Origin of the sequence: Brucella sp. 22210 (genome assembly GCF_052045675.1) — a bacterium.
In the GTDB taxonomy this organism is placed as follows: Bacteria; Pseudomonadota; Alphaproteobacteria; order Rhizobiales; family Rhizobiaceae; genus Brucella.
The window spans coordinates 31337-46757 of the sequence record NZ_JBQEPD010000011.1 but is presented as its reverse complement, the minus strand read 5'-3'; the positions used below and the strand labels follow the sequence as shown (position 1 = coordinate 46757).

Below are 15421 nucleotides of genomic sequence, written 5' to 3'. Positions count from 1 at the left end.
TTGTCAGGCAGCTTGCGGCAGCTCCAATTGCGGGCGCGGCGGCAAAGCAAAAGGCGGCGCCTTGGGAAACAGGTTAAAACGCAGCGCCACCAGTGCAAGCCGCGGACGGCGGGCAACAGCGGGCGAACCGTTTTCGATGATCGCCGCTATCGCCTTGTCGATGGACGCAAGCAGTTGTTCATCGGTATTCTTGCGCGACTGACCGTCCGGTCCATGCTTGGACAGGGCCCGATAATGCGCGCCGACACCGTCCAGCACCGCATCCACCGCATCGCGGCAAGGCTCGGCCAGTTTGGCGCGATATTGCTGCAGGTCGATGGCGTTCATCCCGTTGCGCAGATCGCGCAGCAGATCGACCTTGGCGACATCCGCCGACGGGATCAGCGCCAGACGCGGCGTCATCATGCCGATGCGGTCGATCATGCGCAGTAACAGGCGGTTCATATGCTGCCGGCGATGGCGGCTCGGACCGCGTTCAGTTGCCGCGACGATGTCGCGCCAGCCAGCCTTGACCAGACGCCGCACGCTCCATTCAGCACCGACCGAGCGCACGATAGATGTGATCACCGCAGCCATAACAATACCGACAACCGTCGCCAGATTGGCATTGGCAAAGGTCACGAAATCCGACGTGGCGTGGCTTTGCAGCATGAGCATGTTCGGCAGGTTCACACAGAGCACCATGCCCAGCAGAAACTGCGATGGAATTGCCAGAAGCACACCGGCAGGCACCAGAAACAGACCCAGCACCAGCGCCAGCGGGAAGAAGCCATCCACCAGCGGCAGCAGCGCAAATTCGAAGACAAAAGCCGCTACAATCACGATCAGCAGCAGCCAGTTGAACTTGCGCATCACCGGCACGGGATCGTCCATCGTCGCGAAGATACAGCAGAAGATACCTGCCATCATCGCGGCTGCACTGCCCTGCGCCCAGCCTGTGGCAATCCAGAAAGCCGTTGCCACACCGGTTGCGAGAAAGGCCGAGAAGCCCGACAGAAACGCCATGCCATAATCGCGGTGCGCCGGACGCCCCTTCAGATGGGCATCGTAACGACGCCAGCGCAGTGCATGACCGCGCTTCGCACCGGAAACGATATCCTGACGCAGCGTGATGCAATCGCTCCAGATCTGGACCAGATCGCGTACACGCGCGGCCACATTGAACGGCAAAAGCTCGCCCCAGCTTGAGGCATCCTTACCGTGACGCTCGATCTCGTCGATCAGCTTCAACAAAACCGCGCGGCGCTCTTCGCTGAGGTTTTCGCCGCTTTCGAGCCAGTCACAGGCTTCGTCAAGAAGCTTCTGAACTGCGGGGTGCCAAGGCTTTTCGCCCTCACCCGGCTTCAGCACGATGACATCGTGCAGACAGGAAATGATCGGCAGCACGGCAACCATGCGCTGTTGCAGCACATGCAGCATGGTTCCGACGCCGCGGATCGACGAAGTGTCATAGGCCACATGGGTCGTCAGATTGCGCAGTTCCAGCGCATCGGCGGCCAGACGCTGGCGGTCGCGAAGGAATTGCGGGCTGGCGCCCTCGCCACGCATGGTGGCGACGGCCAGCCGTGAACCCTCACGCAGCCAGTTGTCGATACGACCGACCAGAACCGGACCGCTGTGGCGCGGAAAGACAAGGCGGTTGACCACTGCCGCACAGATAATGCCAATGGCAATTTCCTCGACGCGGCCAAGCGCATAATCAAAAGTGGTTTCAGGAACAGAAACCACGGCAAAACTTGCAATCGCCACGGTATAACCGGCGAGCATGAACAGATAGCTGCGCGGCGTGCCGTCGAGCAGGCTGATCGCCAGACAGACGCCCATCCACAGGCCAATGGCGACGGTCAGAATCTCCGGCGAATTGATCAGATGCGGCACGAAAAGGATCGTGACCGCACCGCCAATAATCGTGCCGACCAGACGATAGAGACCCTTGGATGTGGTGGCCCCCGAAAGCGGATGCGCGACAATGTAAACGGCGGCAATCGACCAATATGGGTTCGGCAGATTGGCCATCAGCGCAATCCACAAGGCAAGCATACCGGCGGCGAACGTCTTCAAGGAAAAGACGACATCCCAGAATTTCGGTGTTGTTTCGGCGAGCTTGGTCATGGTTTTCGAAGGCAGCGTTGGTTTAAAGGTTGAGGAACTTCTCGTTCAGCTTGCGCAATACTTCCATGGCGACATCGACCTGTTCGGCGTCGAAATCGCTTAAGAACTGCGTCCGAAGACGTGCCGCAGACTTTTCCACCTTGGTGGCAACGGCGCGCCCGTCTTCTGTCAACTGGATGAGTTTGACGCGACGATCGGCATCGTCGGCGACGCGCAGGATCAGGCCATCCTTCTCCAGCTCATCGACGACACGAACGATCGTAGCCCCCTCGATGCCGACCCGTTCGGCCAGCACCCCCTGGGGGATCAGATCGCCATGCCGCAAGAGGGTCATCAGCGGAACGGCTTTCGCATCGGAAAGACCATGTTCCGCCATTGCCGCATCAAAGGCTTTCCGCCATCCTCTGGCGGTGCTTGCAAGAAGCGGCGCGAATTCGACCCAGGCTTGTTTCATCACTTCAATTCCATTCAAATAGATAGCTTCATACCTATATGGATACAATCTAATTAGATTCAACCACCAGACATTTCCCATCAATTGTTTGTGTAAGCTTTTCTTCAGGTGAGAGCGGTTTTCAATGCGGAGGCTGGCAGAACGGTCACACAAAGCGCTTGACCGGCGGGCTTTCCCTCTGCCATCGATGCGAACATGCGCGCCAATTACAGAATGCAACGACTTTATATTGAGGATGACCTCGCCCCGGAGACGCCGGTCGAGGCTGCGCCGCAGGCTGCCCACTATCTCATTCACGTGTTACGCCTGAAAGAAGGCGATGAAGTTCTCGCTTTCAACGGGCGCGATGGTGAATGGAAGGCCCGGCTGAAGCCGGAAGGCAAGAAGCGCGTTCTGCTCGTACCCGTTGAGGAGACGCGCCCGCAGCCAGCGCCAAGCGATCTCGTCTATTGTTTCGCGCCGCTGAAACAGGGCCGCCTCGATTATATGGTGCAAAAGGCTGTTGAGATGGGCGCAGGCGTTTTGCAGCCGGTCGTCACCCAGCACACGCAGGTGCCGAAGCTCAGCACCGATAAAATAAAGGCCAATGCCATCGAGGCAGCCGAGCAATGCGGCGTGCTCAGCCTACCGGAATGCCGCGACGCAGTGCGTTTCGACCGCTTTATCGACCAGTGGGACCCGTCTCGCCATCTGATCTTTTGCGATGAAGGCCACGAATCGGACGACCCCTTGAGCATTCTGCAAGGTTTGAAGGCCCAATCGAAGCCTTGGCCGATTGGGCTTCTGATCGGCCCGGAAGGCGGATTTTCGGAAGAAGAGCGGCAATTGCTGCACCGTCTGCCCTTCGTGACCGCCATTCCGCTCGGCCCTCGCATTTTGCGGGCGGATACAGCTGCGGTTGCGGCCATGGCTCTGGTACAGGCCATTCTCGGCGAGTGGAGAAATGCGGCATGATGTTCTCTAAATCGATCGTTCAATGAAATTGACTTGCGTGATTTGACAAATTTGTCCAATCACGCTGACAAGCTGAAATACCACCAGGGATAGACTGTATGGCGCGCGATACGACTGACGAAACGGCACTGACGGGCGTTGAAGAACTTGCGATCTATCTTGCCGGGGGAAACAAACCCAAGGATGCTTGGCGCATCGGCACCGAGCACGAGAAATTTCCCTTCTATACCGCTGACAACAGCCCTGTCCCCTATGCAGGCCCGCGCGGCATCAAAGCCATTCTGGAAGGCATGCAGGCCATGCTCGGCTGGGAGCCGATCATGGATGAAGGCAACATCATCGGATTGGTGGAGCCGACCGGACAGGGCGCAATTTCGCTGGAACCGGGCGGGCAGTTCGAGCTTTCCGGCGCACCGCTTACGACCATTCACCAGACCTGCCGCGAGATGAACGCCCATTTGAGCCAGGTGCGTGAAATCGCCGAACCTCTGGGCATTCGTTTTCTCGGCGTCGGCGGCAGCCCGAAATGGACGCTGGCCGAAACCCCGGTCATGCCGAAGTCGCGCTACAAGATCATGACCAACTACATGCCGAAGGTCGGCCATGAAGGTCTGGACATGATGTACCGGACCTCGACCATTCAGGTGAATCTCGACTTCAGCTCTGAACGCGACATGCGCCGCAAGATGCAGGTTTCGATGAAACTGCAATCGGTCGCCACGGCGCTGTTTTCCAGCTCACCCTTCACCGAAGGCAAGCCAAACGGTCTACTGTCGTGGCGGTCGAGCATCTGGCGCGATACCGACAACCAGCGCGCCGGTGTGCTGCCTTTCGTCTTCTCGGAAAATTTCGGCTTTGCTGACTATGTCAACTGGGCGCTCGATATTCCGATGTATTTCATCCTGCGCGATGGCCGTTATCACGACTGCACCCATGTCACTTTCCGCCAGTTCATGAACGGCGCTTTGAAGGGTGAAGTCAGCGATCCCGTTCCGAATATGGGCGACTGGACCAACCATCTTTCGACACTGTTCCCGGAAGTTCGCCTCAAGCGCTTCCTTGAAATGCGCGGTGCAGACGGTGGCCCGTGGCGGCGCATCTGCGCCTTGCCAGCCTATTGGGTCGGCCTGCTCTATGACGAAGAAGCGCTGACGGCAGCCGAAATGCTGACCAAGGACTGGACCTATGAAGAGGTTCTGGCGCTGCGCAATGACGTGCCCACCAAAGCGCTCACTGCAACATTCCGTGGCAAGCCGCTGGAAGGCATCGCCCGCGAAACGCTGAAGATTTCGCGTCTCGGCCTGAAGAACCGTAACAAGCTGAACCCGGAAGGCTTTGACGAAACCCACTTCCTCGCGCCCCTCGAAGAAATCGTCGCCGCCGGCATCACCGATGCCGAGCGCATGCTGAAAGCCTATAACAGCATCTGGGCCGGTTCCGTCGAGCCGATCTTCCTGGAATATGCCTACTGAGCTTCGAGCCGGTCGAAACACCCAAACAAAAAGGGCGCGTTTTTCGCGCCCTTTCCATTTTTCGGGATGTGCTCCGAGGTCAGCTCGTGACCTGTTGACCCTTTGTCGGATCGGGGATCACAACAATCGTGCTGCCATCGCGCACATTGTTATAAAGGTCGATCACATCCTGATTGAGCATACGGATACAGCCGGAGGAAACGGCCTTGCCGATACTCCATGCTTCCGGCGATCCGTGGATACGGTATAGCGTATCGCGACCATCCTTATGGATATACATGGCGCGCGCGCCAAGCGGGTTCTTGAGGCCGGGCGGCATACCGCCATTGGCGATGCTGTAGGGTTGGAGCGCTGGCTGACGCGCCACCATCTCATCCGGCGGCGTCCAGCGCGGCCACTGGCGCTTGTAGGCGACCACGGCCCGGCCCGCCCAGGCAAAGCCATCACGGCCGACGCCGATGCCATAGCGCATCGCCCGCCCATTGCCGAGCACGTGATAGAGATACTTGTTCGGCGTATCGACGATAATGGTGCCCTTCACCTCGGATGTCGGATAATCGACTTCCTGCCGCCAGAATTTCTGATCGACCTTGCTGATATCGACGGCCGGGAGTGGAAACTGCTCTTCGGGCATGGCCTGATACATGAGCGGCACCGGCTGTGACGGGGCGACCGGTTTCTTGACCGGCTTTGCCGGTTGCGGCGGCTGGGCGGTTGAAACACAGCCTGACAACGCGACGGCACTGGCGCCGATCAGAAAGCTGCGGCGACTGAAAACCGCCGTCTTCAAGCCGGAAAATGCGGCGTCCTGGGAATTTTTACGCGACATCCTTGAACTCTTTGTTGGACACGCATCGCAGCAATGAACGCGGTTCGTTCGTGCCGGAATTGTGCCGATCATTTCGGATGTGCGAGAAAGAAAAGGCCAAGCTTAAGCCAGCCTTAAGAGAAAAGCCCCTGTAAGCGGACACCTCTCAATTCGGCATTCAAGACATTGCGAGTGTTGCTAAAATAGCGATCCCTGCCCGCCCGGTCGGGACGATGCAGGCTTTTTCGCCGCGCTCGGCCCGGCTGGCGATTCGCCCTCTGCGCCGCCATCGGCAACCACCGCAACATCGCCATCACGGAAGCGGAGCGACAGAGCATCGCCCGCAGCCACACTTGCAGCCTGCTTGACCGGATTCCCATCCGCATCGAACACGATGGCAAAGCCGCGATCCAGCACGCTTTCATAAGACAGGGTGCGCATGAGGCGTTCCAGTTCCTGTCCGCGCCGTTTGGCCCGTTCGATCAAAAGCCGCACCGCCTGGTCGCGTCGGCGATCCAGCTGTTCGACCGTCGATGTGGCTAGACGGGTGCGCCGCAAAATCGGTTCCGGGACCAGCCGGTCTGCGCGATGCGAAAGCGCCGTGCGACGTTCACGCAGGAACGCTTCCAGCGCACGCGGCAGTCGCTGGCCAAGCAGCGACATGGTGCGCTGCTGCTCAACAAAGCGGCGTTGCAGCAGGCGCGGTGACAATTGCCGGGCGCGCCCTTCAAAATGAACGCGCTTCTTCTGCGTGTTGACGAACAGCGCCCGTGTCAGCCGCGAAGCGGATTCGTCGAAGCGGCGGCGTGGCAAGGCCAGCAACTGATCAGCGGAAGGCAGCGCGCGCGCAGCCGCGCGATGCGCCTGTCGCTTCAGATCGATGAAGCGCGACATGGCCGAGGCTAGACGCGCCGATTGCCCGGCAAGCGTTGCCTGTAGATCAGCCTTGACCGGCACGGCCATTTCCGCAGCGCCAGTCGGGGTCGGTGCGCGCACATCGGCAGCAAGATCGATCAGCGTCCAGTCGGTTTCGTGCCCCACTGCTGAAATCACCGGAATATGCGACGCAGCCACGGCGCGCACGACGATTTCGTCGTTGAAGCCCCACAGGTCTTCCAGACTGCCGCCACCGCGCGCCACAATCAGCACATCGGGACGCGGCACGGAACCGTCTTCCGGCATCGCGTTGAACCCGTCCACGGCAGCGGCCACTTCCGGGCCGCTTGTCTCGCCCTGCACGCGCACAGGCCAGACAATGACATGCAGCGGATAGCGATCTGAAATGCGGTGAATAATATCGCGGATGACGGCGCCGGTGGGCGATGTCACCACCCCGATCACGCGCGGCATGAAGGGCAGAAGTTGTTTGACCGCCGGATCGAACAGTCCTTCCGCCGCAAGGCGGCGCTTGCGGTCTTCCAGAAGCGCCATCAGCGCCCCGGCGCCCGCCGGTTCCATCTGCTCGATGACGATCTGATATTTCGACGATCCCGGATAGGTGGTCAGCTTGCCGGTGGCGATGACCTCCATACCCTCTTCGGGACGAAACCGCAGGCGGCCCATGGAGCCGCGCCAGATCACGGCTTCCAGCCGCGAACGGTCGTCTTTCAAGGCAAAATAGGCATGGCCGGAAGAATGCGGCCCGCGGTAACCGGAGATTTCACCCCGCACGCGCACATGGCCGAACGTATCCTCGACCGTGCGCTTCAAGGCGCCGGAAATCTCGGAAACGCTATACTCGGCGACATTCGACGATGCGCCGGTAAAACTCGAATCGGAACCCATGCTCATCCCATCATAGGCCATTAGCCGGTATGGCTGGTCAAGCAGCCACGCGGCAAATTACGGTTCGACCACAACTGGCCTTACCAGCCAGGCAGCAATTCATTGGCCCGCACCCTCCGCGTGCGAACCGCCGGAAACGACGAAATTTCCGGCGAATTCATCACGCCGACAATGCCCACCGGCTGCGGCGACGAAATATTGTCGAGGCTTTCGATAATGTGCTGCGCCAGCGCATCCACCACCGCATTCTGCTTGTTATGGCCACGCATGATGCCGATGCCGAATTCCGGCAAGGTGCCAAATCCGTCTGCCTCACCCAGCACCCGCATGCCCGGACGCAATGCACATTCCGGCAGTACCGAAACGGCAAGGCCGGATAGCACCGCAGCCGCCGAAACCGTCGCAGACCAGCTCGTGATGATGATGCGATAATCGCGTTTCGCCGCTTCCAGCACTTCGATTGCCGCATGACGCCAGATGCAGGTCGGGCGCCCCACCGCAAGCGGCAGCACGGCTTCCTCATGCACGGCATGATTGGCCGAGGTGACCCAGAGCAACGGCTCGGTGCGTACCACTTCCGAACGGCGCTTGTCGTCGCACTGGGTGACCAGTGCAATATCCAGCGTGCCGCGACGGATCATTTCGTCGAGATTGACCGTTGGCTCGCAGACGACCGACAGCTCGACGCGCGGGTTGGAGCGGGCGAAACGCGCCATGATTTCCGGCAGGAAGCGATCGGCATAATCATCGGGCGTTCCGATGCGGACATGCCCTTCCAGTTGCGTATCGTCGAAAGCTGCAATGGTCTCACTATTCAGCTGCATCATCCGCCGCGCATAAAGAAGCAGCCTGTCGCCATCTTCAGTCAGACGATTGGAGCGCCCGTCCCGCTCGAACAGGGGCTTTCCGATCCGTTCTTCAAGCCGCCGCATCTGCATGGAAACCGCCGATTGCGTCTTGAAAATAGCATCGGCAGCGCGTGTGAAACTGCCCGTATCGGCTATCGCGATGAAGGTTTGTAACTGATCCAGATCCAGAGGCGTGCTCATGGGCGCTATCCATCACTATAATTGAAGAATGACATTAGAAACATTCGTTGGAACAATCAATTCGATTGTTGGATAAAGCAGCCATCGTAGAGGAAAGGAGCCGCGAAAGCGCATGACCCTGACGATGAAAACCCCTTAGCACCGCTGATTTAAAGGAGAGCGGACATGACAGCGATAAGCAAGACAACGACGACCTACTTACCGGCAACGAGCGCAGAGACCTCCACGTTCGCGCAAACGGTGAAAGCTGTGTTTACGTCGGCTCTGCGTCGCTGGATGATTTTCCGCAATCGACAGCATGTGATGCGACTGAACGAGCTTGACGATTATCTGCTGCGCGACATTGGTCTGCATCGCGGCGATGTCTATACGGCGACGCATTATCGCGGCCGCGAAAATCCGACACGTGTTCTGCGTTCGCTTGCCGATGCGCAGCGCCGCATCGAAGCTACACGGCATATCTGCTGAGGCAATTGCTTCAGCAGTCTCTCGAATCCAAGTGGTTCGGGCGGAGACAACCCTCCGCCTGAACTGCCGACGGAACATCTGGCAGGCGCCACCTTCACAAGCCGGGTCCCCTCTCGGCCAGCCTGCCCTTTGCCCGGCCCGCTCCTCCGCTGGCCGGGCCTTTTTATTTTAAAGCCGCACCCATACCCGTCGCCCGTTTGACCGCTCCACAAAAGGCCAGGCTTTGCGGTTGTTTTTGACCATCGCAGCTCGACAAATTGGGGATAGCTAAATTTGCTGTTCTTTTTTCAAAGAAAGGGGTTGCGTTCGCGGTTTGAGTTCGCTAGATGGAGGCCGTCGCGAATGAGCTTCACGCTCCTGTCGCAATTGCAAACTCTCGATAAGAGAATAATTTGCAATCCTTGCTGGGGAATAGTTTAAGGGTAGAACAACGGACTCTGACTCCGTTAGTCTTGGTTCGAATCCAGGTTCCCCAGCCAATATTTTCTTCAAAAAAATCAAAACGATAAGCAATGGGCCGGAAATTTTTGCGGCCTTTTTCATGTCGCATTTGGCCACAAATAGATTCCCTTAAATTACAACTAGTTACAAATAATCGCGGTAAATCCACGCGACATGAAACGCAACATGCTTGACTCTTTCGCCGCAGTGAACAAAATAAGAACATCCCGGCGATAGCCAACGACAACACACAAACAGCAATGACTATGCGAACAGTTCTACGCGAGCTGCGACTTCAGCACGTGGTGAGGTTCACCTGTGCGCGTTGCCAGCATCATTTTGAGAAATCCGCGCCATTAATGGCCGCACGCTTTGGAGAGTGGAAGACGCTTGAAGAACTGGAGCCTCGGCTTGTTTGCAGCAAGTGCGGGAACAAGGATGGCAATTTCATCAGCTATGGGCTGCCTGAAAAATGATAATTCTGAAATGGAAGCGAACCGTGATCGGCGGTCAGACGTGCCATAATGATTTTATCGCCTACACCGATTGGGGTGATTTTTGCCGGATCATTCGAAACAATTTTGGCCCGAACCACGGGGCTTGGCAGTGGGCGCTCGTTATGCCCATCTGCTCGTTTCAAAAGCTGCCCTACGGGTCTTGCGATAGCAAAGATGAGGTCGTGGATCTGGTGAAAAGGATGTTCGAAGAGCTTCGTGTCACCAAGCGGCTGGAGTTCAACCGGCCATATAATTGGGAAGGCGGGGTTTGGTACAAATGAGCGGATACAAGAGCGAGAACGCAGTCGCAGCAAAAGGTGGCAAGCTTTTTGAGCATTATTGCGATGCGAAGGACTGCAAGGCGTGGGGATCGTTTGGCTATCAGACGGCCTATGGGCAGCTTTGGTTCTGCCGCGAGCATAAGCAAGAAGGCGAAGACGCCTTGGCTGGACGGAAAAGATAAGCGCCCTACCTTCCTAGAACGAATCAAGGGAGGATTTAATGATCAAGCCAAAGCGTGAAGGCGACTATCCCGACCGGGATATGGATTTGCAGGAAATGATTGCCGCAATGCTTGTTGAAGCATTAGACGCAGCAGAGGCGGCAGGCTGGGATAGGATCGACGCTGCGGACGCTATGGTGAAGGCAGCGAATGCTATTCAGAAGGGCGAGACCGGGACTGACCCGGACGAATAGCCACGAGCGCCCCGCCCACAGCTGATGCCCACGCTTGCAGCATGAGATTTGCCTGCATCGGTGAAAGCTTCATTTCTTCGCCATTTATCGTAATGAATATATCGGCGCCACGCCGGATCGGTTGAAGATCGCGGATATTACTCACTTGTGAAAATACCCCCACAATTTGAGCGTGTTCTCATAAAGCGATGCGATGCCGACAATGATGGCGAGAACGGTAATCGCAAGCCACTTCACAACATGGCCCATGGTGCGGACTGTCGCATAGAATTTGATGGCATCTTCCAGATTATCGATATCATCTTCGTCCAGCTTTGACAGGAATTCCTTTGTCCGCTCTGGCAGTTCAACGAGGCGGTTGGCAGTCGGTGCTTCATTGTCCATTGGTGTCACCTCCAGCACCCCGCCGATTTGCCAAATGCATTGTGAGAAGCGATTCCCTGCCCAGCCGGGATATCGTTCTGTGCGATATAAACTGCCGTCGACGGCTTAAGGCTTATCTGCTTCCACCCGGCGCAATTGCTCACAGTCTGACTGCAAGCCGCCAAGCTGAAGGCAAAGCCTATAGCTATCCATACCGATAATTTCCTCATCCACGTCCGCCCTTTTCTGGATTGCCTTTGCCGTCGCTTCTGCCGCCGCCACAGCGGTTCGCTGGCGTTCTTTTATCGTTCCGTATGCGTATCCACCTGCTGCCAACAAAAACGCCGCCAGAACGGCAGCGAGCGAGTGTTTCAGCCATGAGGGGATGAGCGCCCAGATCATCAATGATGCTCCTGCACCTTATCCATCGGATCTGATTTCTTCGGTTCCGGCTGCTTATTGGGAACAAGCCATACCAGGAGCGCTGTGAATGCCGCGACGATGGCCGTTGCCGCCGTATCATCCACGCCCAGATCGATGCCAAAGTACGAGCGGATAAAGGCCACAAGCGCCATGACAGCAGCGGCCAGAAACTTGTTATACTTGCTCACTGGATTTTCCTTTGAAGATGGCAGCAAGCGCCGCGATGATTTTTGCGATCAGGCCGACTGTTGGCAGCGGCGCGACCTCGATCGGGGGAGAAACCGGATTCGTCTGGGCGTCACCGTATCCCTCGGCCTTGAGCAGCGCGTCATACTGCTTTGCGTACCCGGCGATTAGATCAGCCTTGTCAGTTCCGTTCACGATCTTACGGGCGCCGACGAAATCCGATTTCTGCAACGTGACATAGTCCGACAGCTTCTTGCCCGTGAACCAACCCTCTTTCATGCCGAGAGCGATGATTTCGGCTGCAACGGAAGATTCCAGAGCCTTCGAAGGATTGCCGACCAGATCGATGCCAAGCTTTGCACCGGCCTTCTGGTAATTTTCTTTGTGCGTCAGCTGCACATAACCGCGCCCGAAAAAGCCACTAGACCAATAATCAGACTTCACCCATGGCAGCTTTCCAGCTTTCCACGACTTGGTGAGGATTTCCCTTGCCTTCGCATCGGTGCTTGCCAGTGTTTCGCGAACCGGCTTCAACGTTGCTGCCGTCTCGTGATAGGCAGTCGCCAGCAGATAGGCCAGTTGATTGCGCAATAGCCCATGCTTTCGGCCAACCTCAATCAAGAGCCTGGTATCGCCAAGGTGCATATTCATGGTTGCCTCAATAAAAAACCGCCTCTAGGGCGGTGCGTGTCGTCAAATTGTCGGCTTGGTCAGACCGTCGAGAATTGTTCCCAAACGATATCAACCTGCTCATCTGTCAGGCCGAGGATCGGGATAAGCTGTACAATCAGGTGATTGAGGCGGTGGAATTCGCTCGCATAATCCCATTCGATCTGCGCCTCTGACTTGTCAGGTTCCGGCAATGCCCCAATTGCGGCATTCACTGCTGAGAGTTTTCCAAGATGTAGTAGGCCGAGCCGTATCTGACGCGCAGATAGATTGGGCATGCGTTCTCTCTTCTCTTCCGGTGTCGGTTCCGGTGCCGCGTAAGCGACTATTTCCCCACTTACATATCTTCGAAACGCCTGATTATCGTAAAGATCTTCCCATTCTTGCTGCGTTAATTCAATCGCGTTAGAAGGTATGATACTGTCCGGATCGTCATAAATTGCAGACTGATACGAAGCCGAAAGAAACCCTTCGATGTTGAAGACAACATAGAACTTATTTTCTTTCATATCAGTTTCCTTCCGCCTGCCAATTAATTCTGACTAGACCTACAACAGCCGCGCCGGTTGAGCTATTAATGCACTGAACATCTAACTGACTACTCGATAAGGCATCACGGTTTTGAAGAATAAGCATTTGTGGGTTAGATGTTCTTTCTCCATTGGAGAATGTCGCTGCCCAGTTGGTGTTGGTGAAAGAGGTAGGGAATACAATCGCCACATAGCCTCCGGCTGAGGTTGTCACCACAGCGGAACCCCATTGCCTCAACGCTCCGTTCGGCAATTTCGTGTAACCGCTACCTCCTCCCAAGCTTTGTGTTGCGCCCATCGTTGTAAACATCGCCGCACCACTACTGTCATCAATAACGGTGCGGGCAAACGCTGTTAACGGTGTGAAAGCAGCCGCCGTCCCGCTAGTCATATATGCCAGCTGGTTAGCGGCGGCCCCGGACGCCGCTCTGAGCGCTTCCAGATTAACTCCAGCTTCTTGCGCGCTAATATTTTGTCGTGCTTGGGTTTGTTGTGGTCCAGTCAGCGTCTGCGGAGCATATGAAACAGCGGTTGCCGCCGCAACAGACTGCCATGAAACATCACCATCGGTCCCGCTATTCTTGGTCAAGACCTGTCCAGCGGAACCGCCCGGCGCTTGTATGGCCGTATCAGCTTTTGCCAAGCTCGCAATACTTGCCGCACTCAATGCGAGTGTGCGATCTGCCGCAAGGCTCCCGCCGCCTGTCAGCCCTGTACCCGCGCTAACCAATCGCCCCGGCTGCACAGAGGTGTCCGCAAGTGCAAGACTGGCGATTGACGTAGAACTAAGCGCTATCGTGCGGTTTGCGGCCAATGTGCCGCCGCCAGTTAGCCCAGTCCCCGCTGCAATGGTTATCGCGGGTTGCACGGCACTGTCCGCCTTGGTGCCTTGGGCTGCTGTTGCAAATGCTTCAACGTTCTGCTGCGATGCGGTGCCAAGACCAAGGGCATTAATGGCATTCGTTATAAGCGTGGGTGCGCGGGCATCGACAACGCTGTTCAAGCTGGCTTTTCCCATAGAAACGCCGTTGTCAATAACAAGAAAATCAGAGCCTGTGGGGGATGATATCGTGGTTGGGATATCACGAATAGGAATGATCGCCATTGGCTTTCCTCAATGGTTATAGCAGCTTAAGCCGAAACTCGGATGATGTAATTCAGGATGATTACGGGGGGCATGTTGTTGTGTGATTGCCCACTGCCCGTCTGTTGGACAGTAATTCCTGTGTAGGATGTGCTGGTTTGCATGTTTCCAGCAAAAAACGGGTTAGGTCCTGTGCCCGGATAGTTCACTCCCGGAGTAGATGTATTGGCCCCACCTGCATGAGAATGGCCGGGATCCGATACCGGATGTGTATGAGGCGGCAACTGGTCCACGGACAAAACATGGTTCTGCGCGCCGCCACGGGAGCCAAGAATAATACCGTTAATACCGGATCCTGATGAGGTCACTCGGTTCGCAGGAGTGCCGCCCATATTGTCGAGACCTACACCGATGGTTCCGCGCAAATCGGGTAGGTTGAAGGTCGTAGAATTGTCACCTGCCCCGTAGCGGGTTCCAAGGACGGCGAAACAAGCTGCGAAGTCTGTCCTTGAAATGGCTTGTCCTGCGCATAACATCCAACCAGAAGGGGCGTTGGGGCCTGCAAACATTGTCACTGCACCAATTGGGCCTGAACCGAGAACCTGACCGACCGTTGCCGCGTCTGTATTATCCGTTCCGGGGCGCAGGTTTTTGATCCCAAAGGACCCCATATTTAGGTCACCAACCATTCCGTTTCGGCCATCGCGGACCAATACAGAAGAAAGCGCCTGAGCAATGTCTTCTAACGGTGGGTTGTGCTGCTCGGTGCGAATTGTCTGCCCCGGTACAGCTTTGTAGCTCGGGACAAGGCTGAAATTGCCAGCTGGATCAAAGGGCATGTGTATACCTCATGAAAAAAGCCGCCCTTTCGGACGGCCTCTGTTTCATTTTTTCTCTTGTTGCGTCAGAATGCGCTCGGCGGCGCAACCTTGGGGTTTGAAATGAAAAGTATTCTTATTCTCGCATCATCGCTGATCGTCTTGGCTGGGTGCCAGGGAACGCCGATAGGCGATGCTATGATCGGTAAGGAAAAACTAGCTGCAATGGACGACAGCTATTGCAAATCCATCGGTGCTGCGCCGAACACCAATGCTTACGTTCAATGCCGCATGTTCAAGACTGCGCAACGCGAACAAAGCCACCAACGGGCTTACTCACGTGCAAGTGCATCATTGGCTAACACAGGCAATCAGATGCAGGCCAACGCCCGGAATCAACAACTCATCAACGCTATGAATAAGCCAGTTACCTGTACGCGGGTGCCTTCTCCTGCTGGATACGCATCGGTTAGGTGCTATTGATGTTCTGGCGAATCTACCAGCTGTCGGTCGTTGTCTTTTTTCTTTTGGGCGACGTTTATTGGCAATGGGGCGCCGGTGGATTAGCAGCTGGCGTTCTGGGCGGCATGGTCGCATGGTACTCTTCGGTAG

Annotated in this window: 19 protein-coding genes and 1 tRNA gene; 8 read left to right on the top strand and 12 right to left on the bottom strand. The window is 56.6% G+C overall.

Annotated elements, in window-relative coordinates:
• Nucleotides 1-3 precede the first annotated feature (3 nt).
• Both ACTJKP_RS15335 and ACTJKP_RS15330 read right to left on the bottom strand, forming a co-directional pair.
• The gene (locus ACTJKP_RS15335) at nucleotides 4-2112 is read right to left on the bottom strand and encodes an FUSC family protein (protein ID WP_440631273.1); all 2109 of its coding nucleotides are present in this window, start codon (nucleotides 2110-2112) and stop codon (nucleotides 4-6) included.
• 22 nt (nucleotides 2113-2134) lie between these two features.
• Nucleotides 2135-2566 carry a MarR family winged helix-turn-helix transcriptional regulator gene (locus tag ACTJKP_RS15330; RefSeq protein WP_113533894.1) on the bottom strand — a complete coding sequence of 144 codons (432 nt, stop codon included), beginning with the start codon at nucleotides 2564-2566 and terminating at the stop codon, nucleotides 2135-2137.
• A 195-nt stretch (nucleotides 2567-2761) separates the two neighbouring features.
• Here ACTJKP_RS15330 and ACTJKP_RS15325 point away from each other — a divergent pair, with 195 nt between their 5' ends.
• Nucleotides 2762-3520, top strand: coding sequence for a 16S rRNA (uracil(1498)-N(3))-methyltransferase (locus ACTJKP_RS15325; protein ID WP_440631272.1), 759 nt, complete (start codon nucleotides 2762-2764; stop codon nucleotides 3518-3520).
• Nucleotides 3521-3618: 98 nt separating this feature from the next.
• Nucleotides 3619-4992, top strand: a complete 1374-nt coding sequence (locus tag ACTJKP_RS15320) for a glutamate--cysteine ligase (protein WP_113533895.1) — start codon at nucleotides 3619-3621, stop codon at nucleotides 4990-4992.
• 79 nt (nucleotides 4993-5071) lie between these two features.
• Here ACTJKP_RS15320 and ACTJKP_RS15315 read toward each other — a convergent pair whose 3' ends face one another.
• From ACTJKP_RS15315 to ACTJKP_RS15305, 3 genes are all read right to left on the bottom strand, one after another.
• Entirely contained in the window at nucleotides 5072-5821 is a 750-nt protein-coding gene (locus tag ACTJKP_RS15315; protein WP_440631271.1) for a L,D-transpeptidase family protein, read from the bottom strand.
• Nucleotides 5822-5998: 177 nt separating this feature from the next.
• The gene (gene xseA / locus ACTJKP_RS15310) at nucleotides 5999-7585 is read right to left on the bottom strand and encodes an exodeoxyribonuclease VII large subunit (protein ID WP_440631270.1); all 1587 of its coding nucleotides are present in this window, start codon (nucleotides 7583-7585) and stop codon (nucleotides 5999-6001) included.
• Nucleotides 7586-7665: 80 nt separating this feature from the next.
• Nucleotides 7666-8634 carry a LysR substrate-binding domain-containing protein gene (locus tag ACTJKP_RS15305; RefSeq protein WP_440631269.1) on the bottom strand — a complete coding sequence of 323 codons (969 nt, stop codon included), beginning with the start codon at nucleotides 8632-8634 and terminating at the stop codon, nucleotides 7666-7668.
• A 165-nt stretch (nucleotides 8635-8799) separates the two neighbouring features.
• Here ACTJKP_RS15305 and ACTJKP_RS15300 point away from each other — a divergent pair, with 165 nt between their 5' ends.
• The 5 genes from ACTJKP_RS15300 to ACTJKP_RS15280 all read left to right on the top strand — a co-directional run bounded on the left by ACTJKP_RS15300 (nucleotide 8800) and on the right by ACTJKP_RS15280 (nucleotide 10736).
• Entirely contained in the window at nucleotides 8800-9102 is a 303-nt protein-coding gene (locus ACTJKP_RS15300) for a DUF1127 domain-containing protein (protein ID WP_078338983.1), read from the top strand.
• Between the two features lie 405 nt (nucleotides 9103-9507).
• Nucleotides 9508-9581 (top strand) — tRNA-Gln (locus ACTJKP_RS15295).
• Nucleotides 9582-10042: 461 nt separating this feature from the next.
• Entirely contained in the window at nucleotides 10043-10321 is a 279-nt protein-coding gene (locus ACTJKP_RS15290) for a hypothetical protein (RefSeq protein ID WP_440631268.1), read from the top strand.
• Nucleotides 10318-10503, top strand: a complete 186-nt coding sequence (locus ACTJKP_RS15285; protein ID WP_440631267.1) for a hypothetical protein — start codon at nucleotides 10318-10320, stop codon at nucleotides 10501-10503. Before ACTJKP_RS15290 ends, ACTJKP_RS15285 begins: the two co-directional genes overlap by 4 nt.
• 38 nt (nucleotides 10504-10541) lie before the next feature.
• Complete coding sequence (locus tag ACTJKP_RS15280; protein WP_440631266.1) at nucleotides 10542-10736, top strand: hypothetical protein; 195 nt, start codon at nucleotides 10542-10544, stop codon at nucleotides 10734-10736.
• Between the two features lie 141 nt (nucleotides 10737-10877).
• Here the strand turns inward: ACTJKP_RS15280 and ACTJKP_RS15275 are convergent, their stop codons facing one another.
• The 7 genes from ACTJKP_RS15275 to ACTJKP_RS15245 all read right to left on the bottom strand — a co-directional run bounded on the left by ACTJKP_RS15275 (nucleotide 10878) and on the right by ACTJKP_RS15245 (nucleotide 14830).
• Entirely contained in the window at nucleotides 10878-11138 is a 261-nt protein-coding gene (locus ACTJKP_RS15275; protein WP_440631265.1) for a hypothetical protein, read from the bottom strand.
• Nucleotides 11139-11225: 87 nt separating this feature from the next.
• The gene (locus ACTJKP_RS15270; RefSeq protein WP_440631340.1) at nucleotides 11226-11501 is read right to left on the bottom strand and encodes a hypothetical protein; all 276 of its coding nucleotides are present in this window, start codon (nucleotides 11499-11501) and stop codon (nucleotides 11226-11228) included.
• The gene (locus tag ACTJKP_RS15265) at nucleotides 11501-11710 is read right to left on the bottom strand and encodes a hypothetical protein (RefSeq protein WP_440631264.1); all 210 of its coding nucleotides are present in this window, start codon (nucleotides 11708-11710) and stop codon (nucleotides 11501-11503) included. The genes ACTJKP_RS15270 and ACTJKP_RS15265 overlap by 1 nt, the downstream gene beginning before the upstream one ends.
• Nucleotides 11697-12359 carry a glycoside hydrolase family 19 protein gene (locus ACTJKP_RS15260; protein ID WP_440631262.1) on the bottom strand — a complete coding sequence of 221 codons (663 nt, stop codon included), beginning with the start codon at nucleotides 12357-12359 and terminating at the stop codon, nucleotides 11697-11699. Before ACTJKP_RS15260 ends, ACTJKP_RS15265 begins: the two co-directional genes overlap by 14 nt.
• Nucleotides 12360-12418: 59 nt before the next feature.
• Complete coding sequence (locus ACTJKP_RS15255) at nucleotides 12419-12886, bottom strand: hypothetical protein (protein WP_440631261.1); 468 nt, start codon at nucleotides 12884-12886, stop codon at nucleotides 12419-12421.
• A 1-nt stretch (nucleotide 12887) separates the two neighbouring features.
• Nucleotides 12888-14012, bottom strand: a complete 1125-nt coding sequence (locus ACTJKP_RS15250) for a gp53-like domain-containing protein (protein WP_440631260.1) — start codon at nucleotides 14010-14012, stop codon at nucleotides 12888-12890.
• 26 nt (nucleotides 14013-14038) lie between these two features.
• Nucleotides 14039-14830: a phage tail protein gene (locus ACTJKP_RS15245; RefSeq protein WP_440631259.1), complete on the bottom strand. Its 792-nt coding sequence runs from the start codon at nucleotides 14828-14830 to the stop codon at nucleotides 14039-14041.
• 102 nt (nucleotides 14831-14932) lie between these two features.
• Here ACTJKP_RS15245 and ACTJKP_RS15240 point away from each other — a divergent pair, with 102 nt between their 5' ends.
• Entirely contained in the window at nucleotides 14933-15292 is a 360-nt protein-coding gene (locus ACTJKP_RS15240; protein WP_440631258.1) for a hypothetical protein, read from the top strand.
• Nucleotides 15293-15421: the final 129 nt, after the last annotated feature.

Bases quoted from the DNA above. Each gene is read 5' to 3' on its own strand.
- ACTJKP_RS15335 (WP_440631273.1), bottom strand. From the start codon at position 2,112: ATGACCAAGCTCGCCGAAACAACACCGAAATTCTGGGATGTCGTCTTT.
- ACTJKP_RS15330 (WP_113533894.1), bottom strand. From the start codon at position 2,566: ATGAAACAAGCCTGGGTCGAATTCGCGCCGCTTCTTGCAAGCACCGCC.
- ACTJKP_RS15325 (WP_440631272.1), top strand. From the start codon at position 2,762: ATGCGCGCCAATTACAGAATGCAACGACTTTATATTGAGGATGACCTC.
- ACTJKP_RS15320 (WP_113533895.1), top strand. From the start codon at position 3,619: ATGGCGCGCGATACGACTGACGAAACGGCACTGACGGGCGTTGAAGAA.
- ACTJKP_RS15315 (WP_440631271.1), bottom strand. From the start codon at position 5,821: ATGTCGCGTAAAAATTCCCAGGACGCCGCATTTTCCGGCTTGAAGACG.
- xseA (WP_440631270.1), bottom strand. From the start codon at position 7,585: ATGGGTTCCGATTCGAGTTTTACCGGCGCATCGTCGAATGTCGCCGAG.
- ACTJKP_RS15305 (WP_440631269.1), bottom strand. From the start codon at position 8,634: ATGAGCACGCCTCTGGATCTGGATCAGTTACAAACCTTCATCGCGATA.
- ACTJKP_RS15300 (WP_078338983.1), top strand. From the start codon at position 8,800: ATGACAGCGATAAGCAAGACAACGACGACCTACTTACCGGCAACGAGC.
- ACTJKP_RS15285 (WP_440631267.1), top strand. From the start codon at position 10,318: ATGAGCGGATACAAGAGCGAGAACGCAGTCGCAGCAAAAGGTGGCAAG.
- ACTJKP_RS15280 (WP_440631266.1), top strand. From the start codon at position 10,542: ATGATCAAGCCAAAGCGTGAAGGCGACTATCCCGACCGGGATATGGAT.
- ACTJKP_RS15270 (WP_440631340.1), bottom strand. From the start codon at position 11,501: ATGATCTGGGCGCTCATCCCCTCATGGCTGAAACACTCGCTCGCTGCC.
- ACTJKP_RS15260 (WP_440631262.1), bottom strand. From the start codon at position 12,359: ATGAATATGCACCTTGGCGATACCAGGCTCTTGATTGAGGTTGGCCGA.
- ACTJKP_RS15255 (WP_440631261.1), bottom strand. From the start codon at position 12,886: ATGAAAGAAAATAAGTTCTATGTTGTCTTCAACATCGAAGGGTTTCTT.
- ACTJKP_RS15250 (WP_440631260.1), bottom strand. From the start codon at position 14,012: ATGGCGATCATTCCTATTCGTGATATCCCAACCACGATATCATCCCCC.
- ACTJKP_RS15245 (WP_440631259.1), bottom strand. From the start codon at position 14,830: ATGCCCTTTGATCCAGCTGGCAATTTCAGCCTTGTCCCGAGCTACAAA.
- ACTJKP_RS15240 (WP_440631258.1), top strand. From the start codon at position 14,933: ATGAAAAGTATTCTTATTCTCGCATCATCGCTGATCGTCTTGGCTGGG.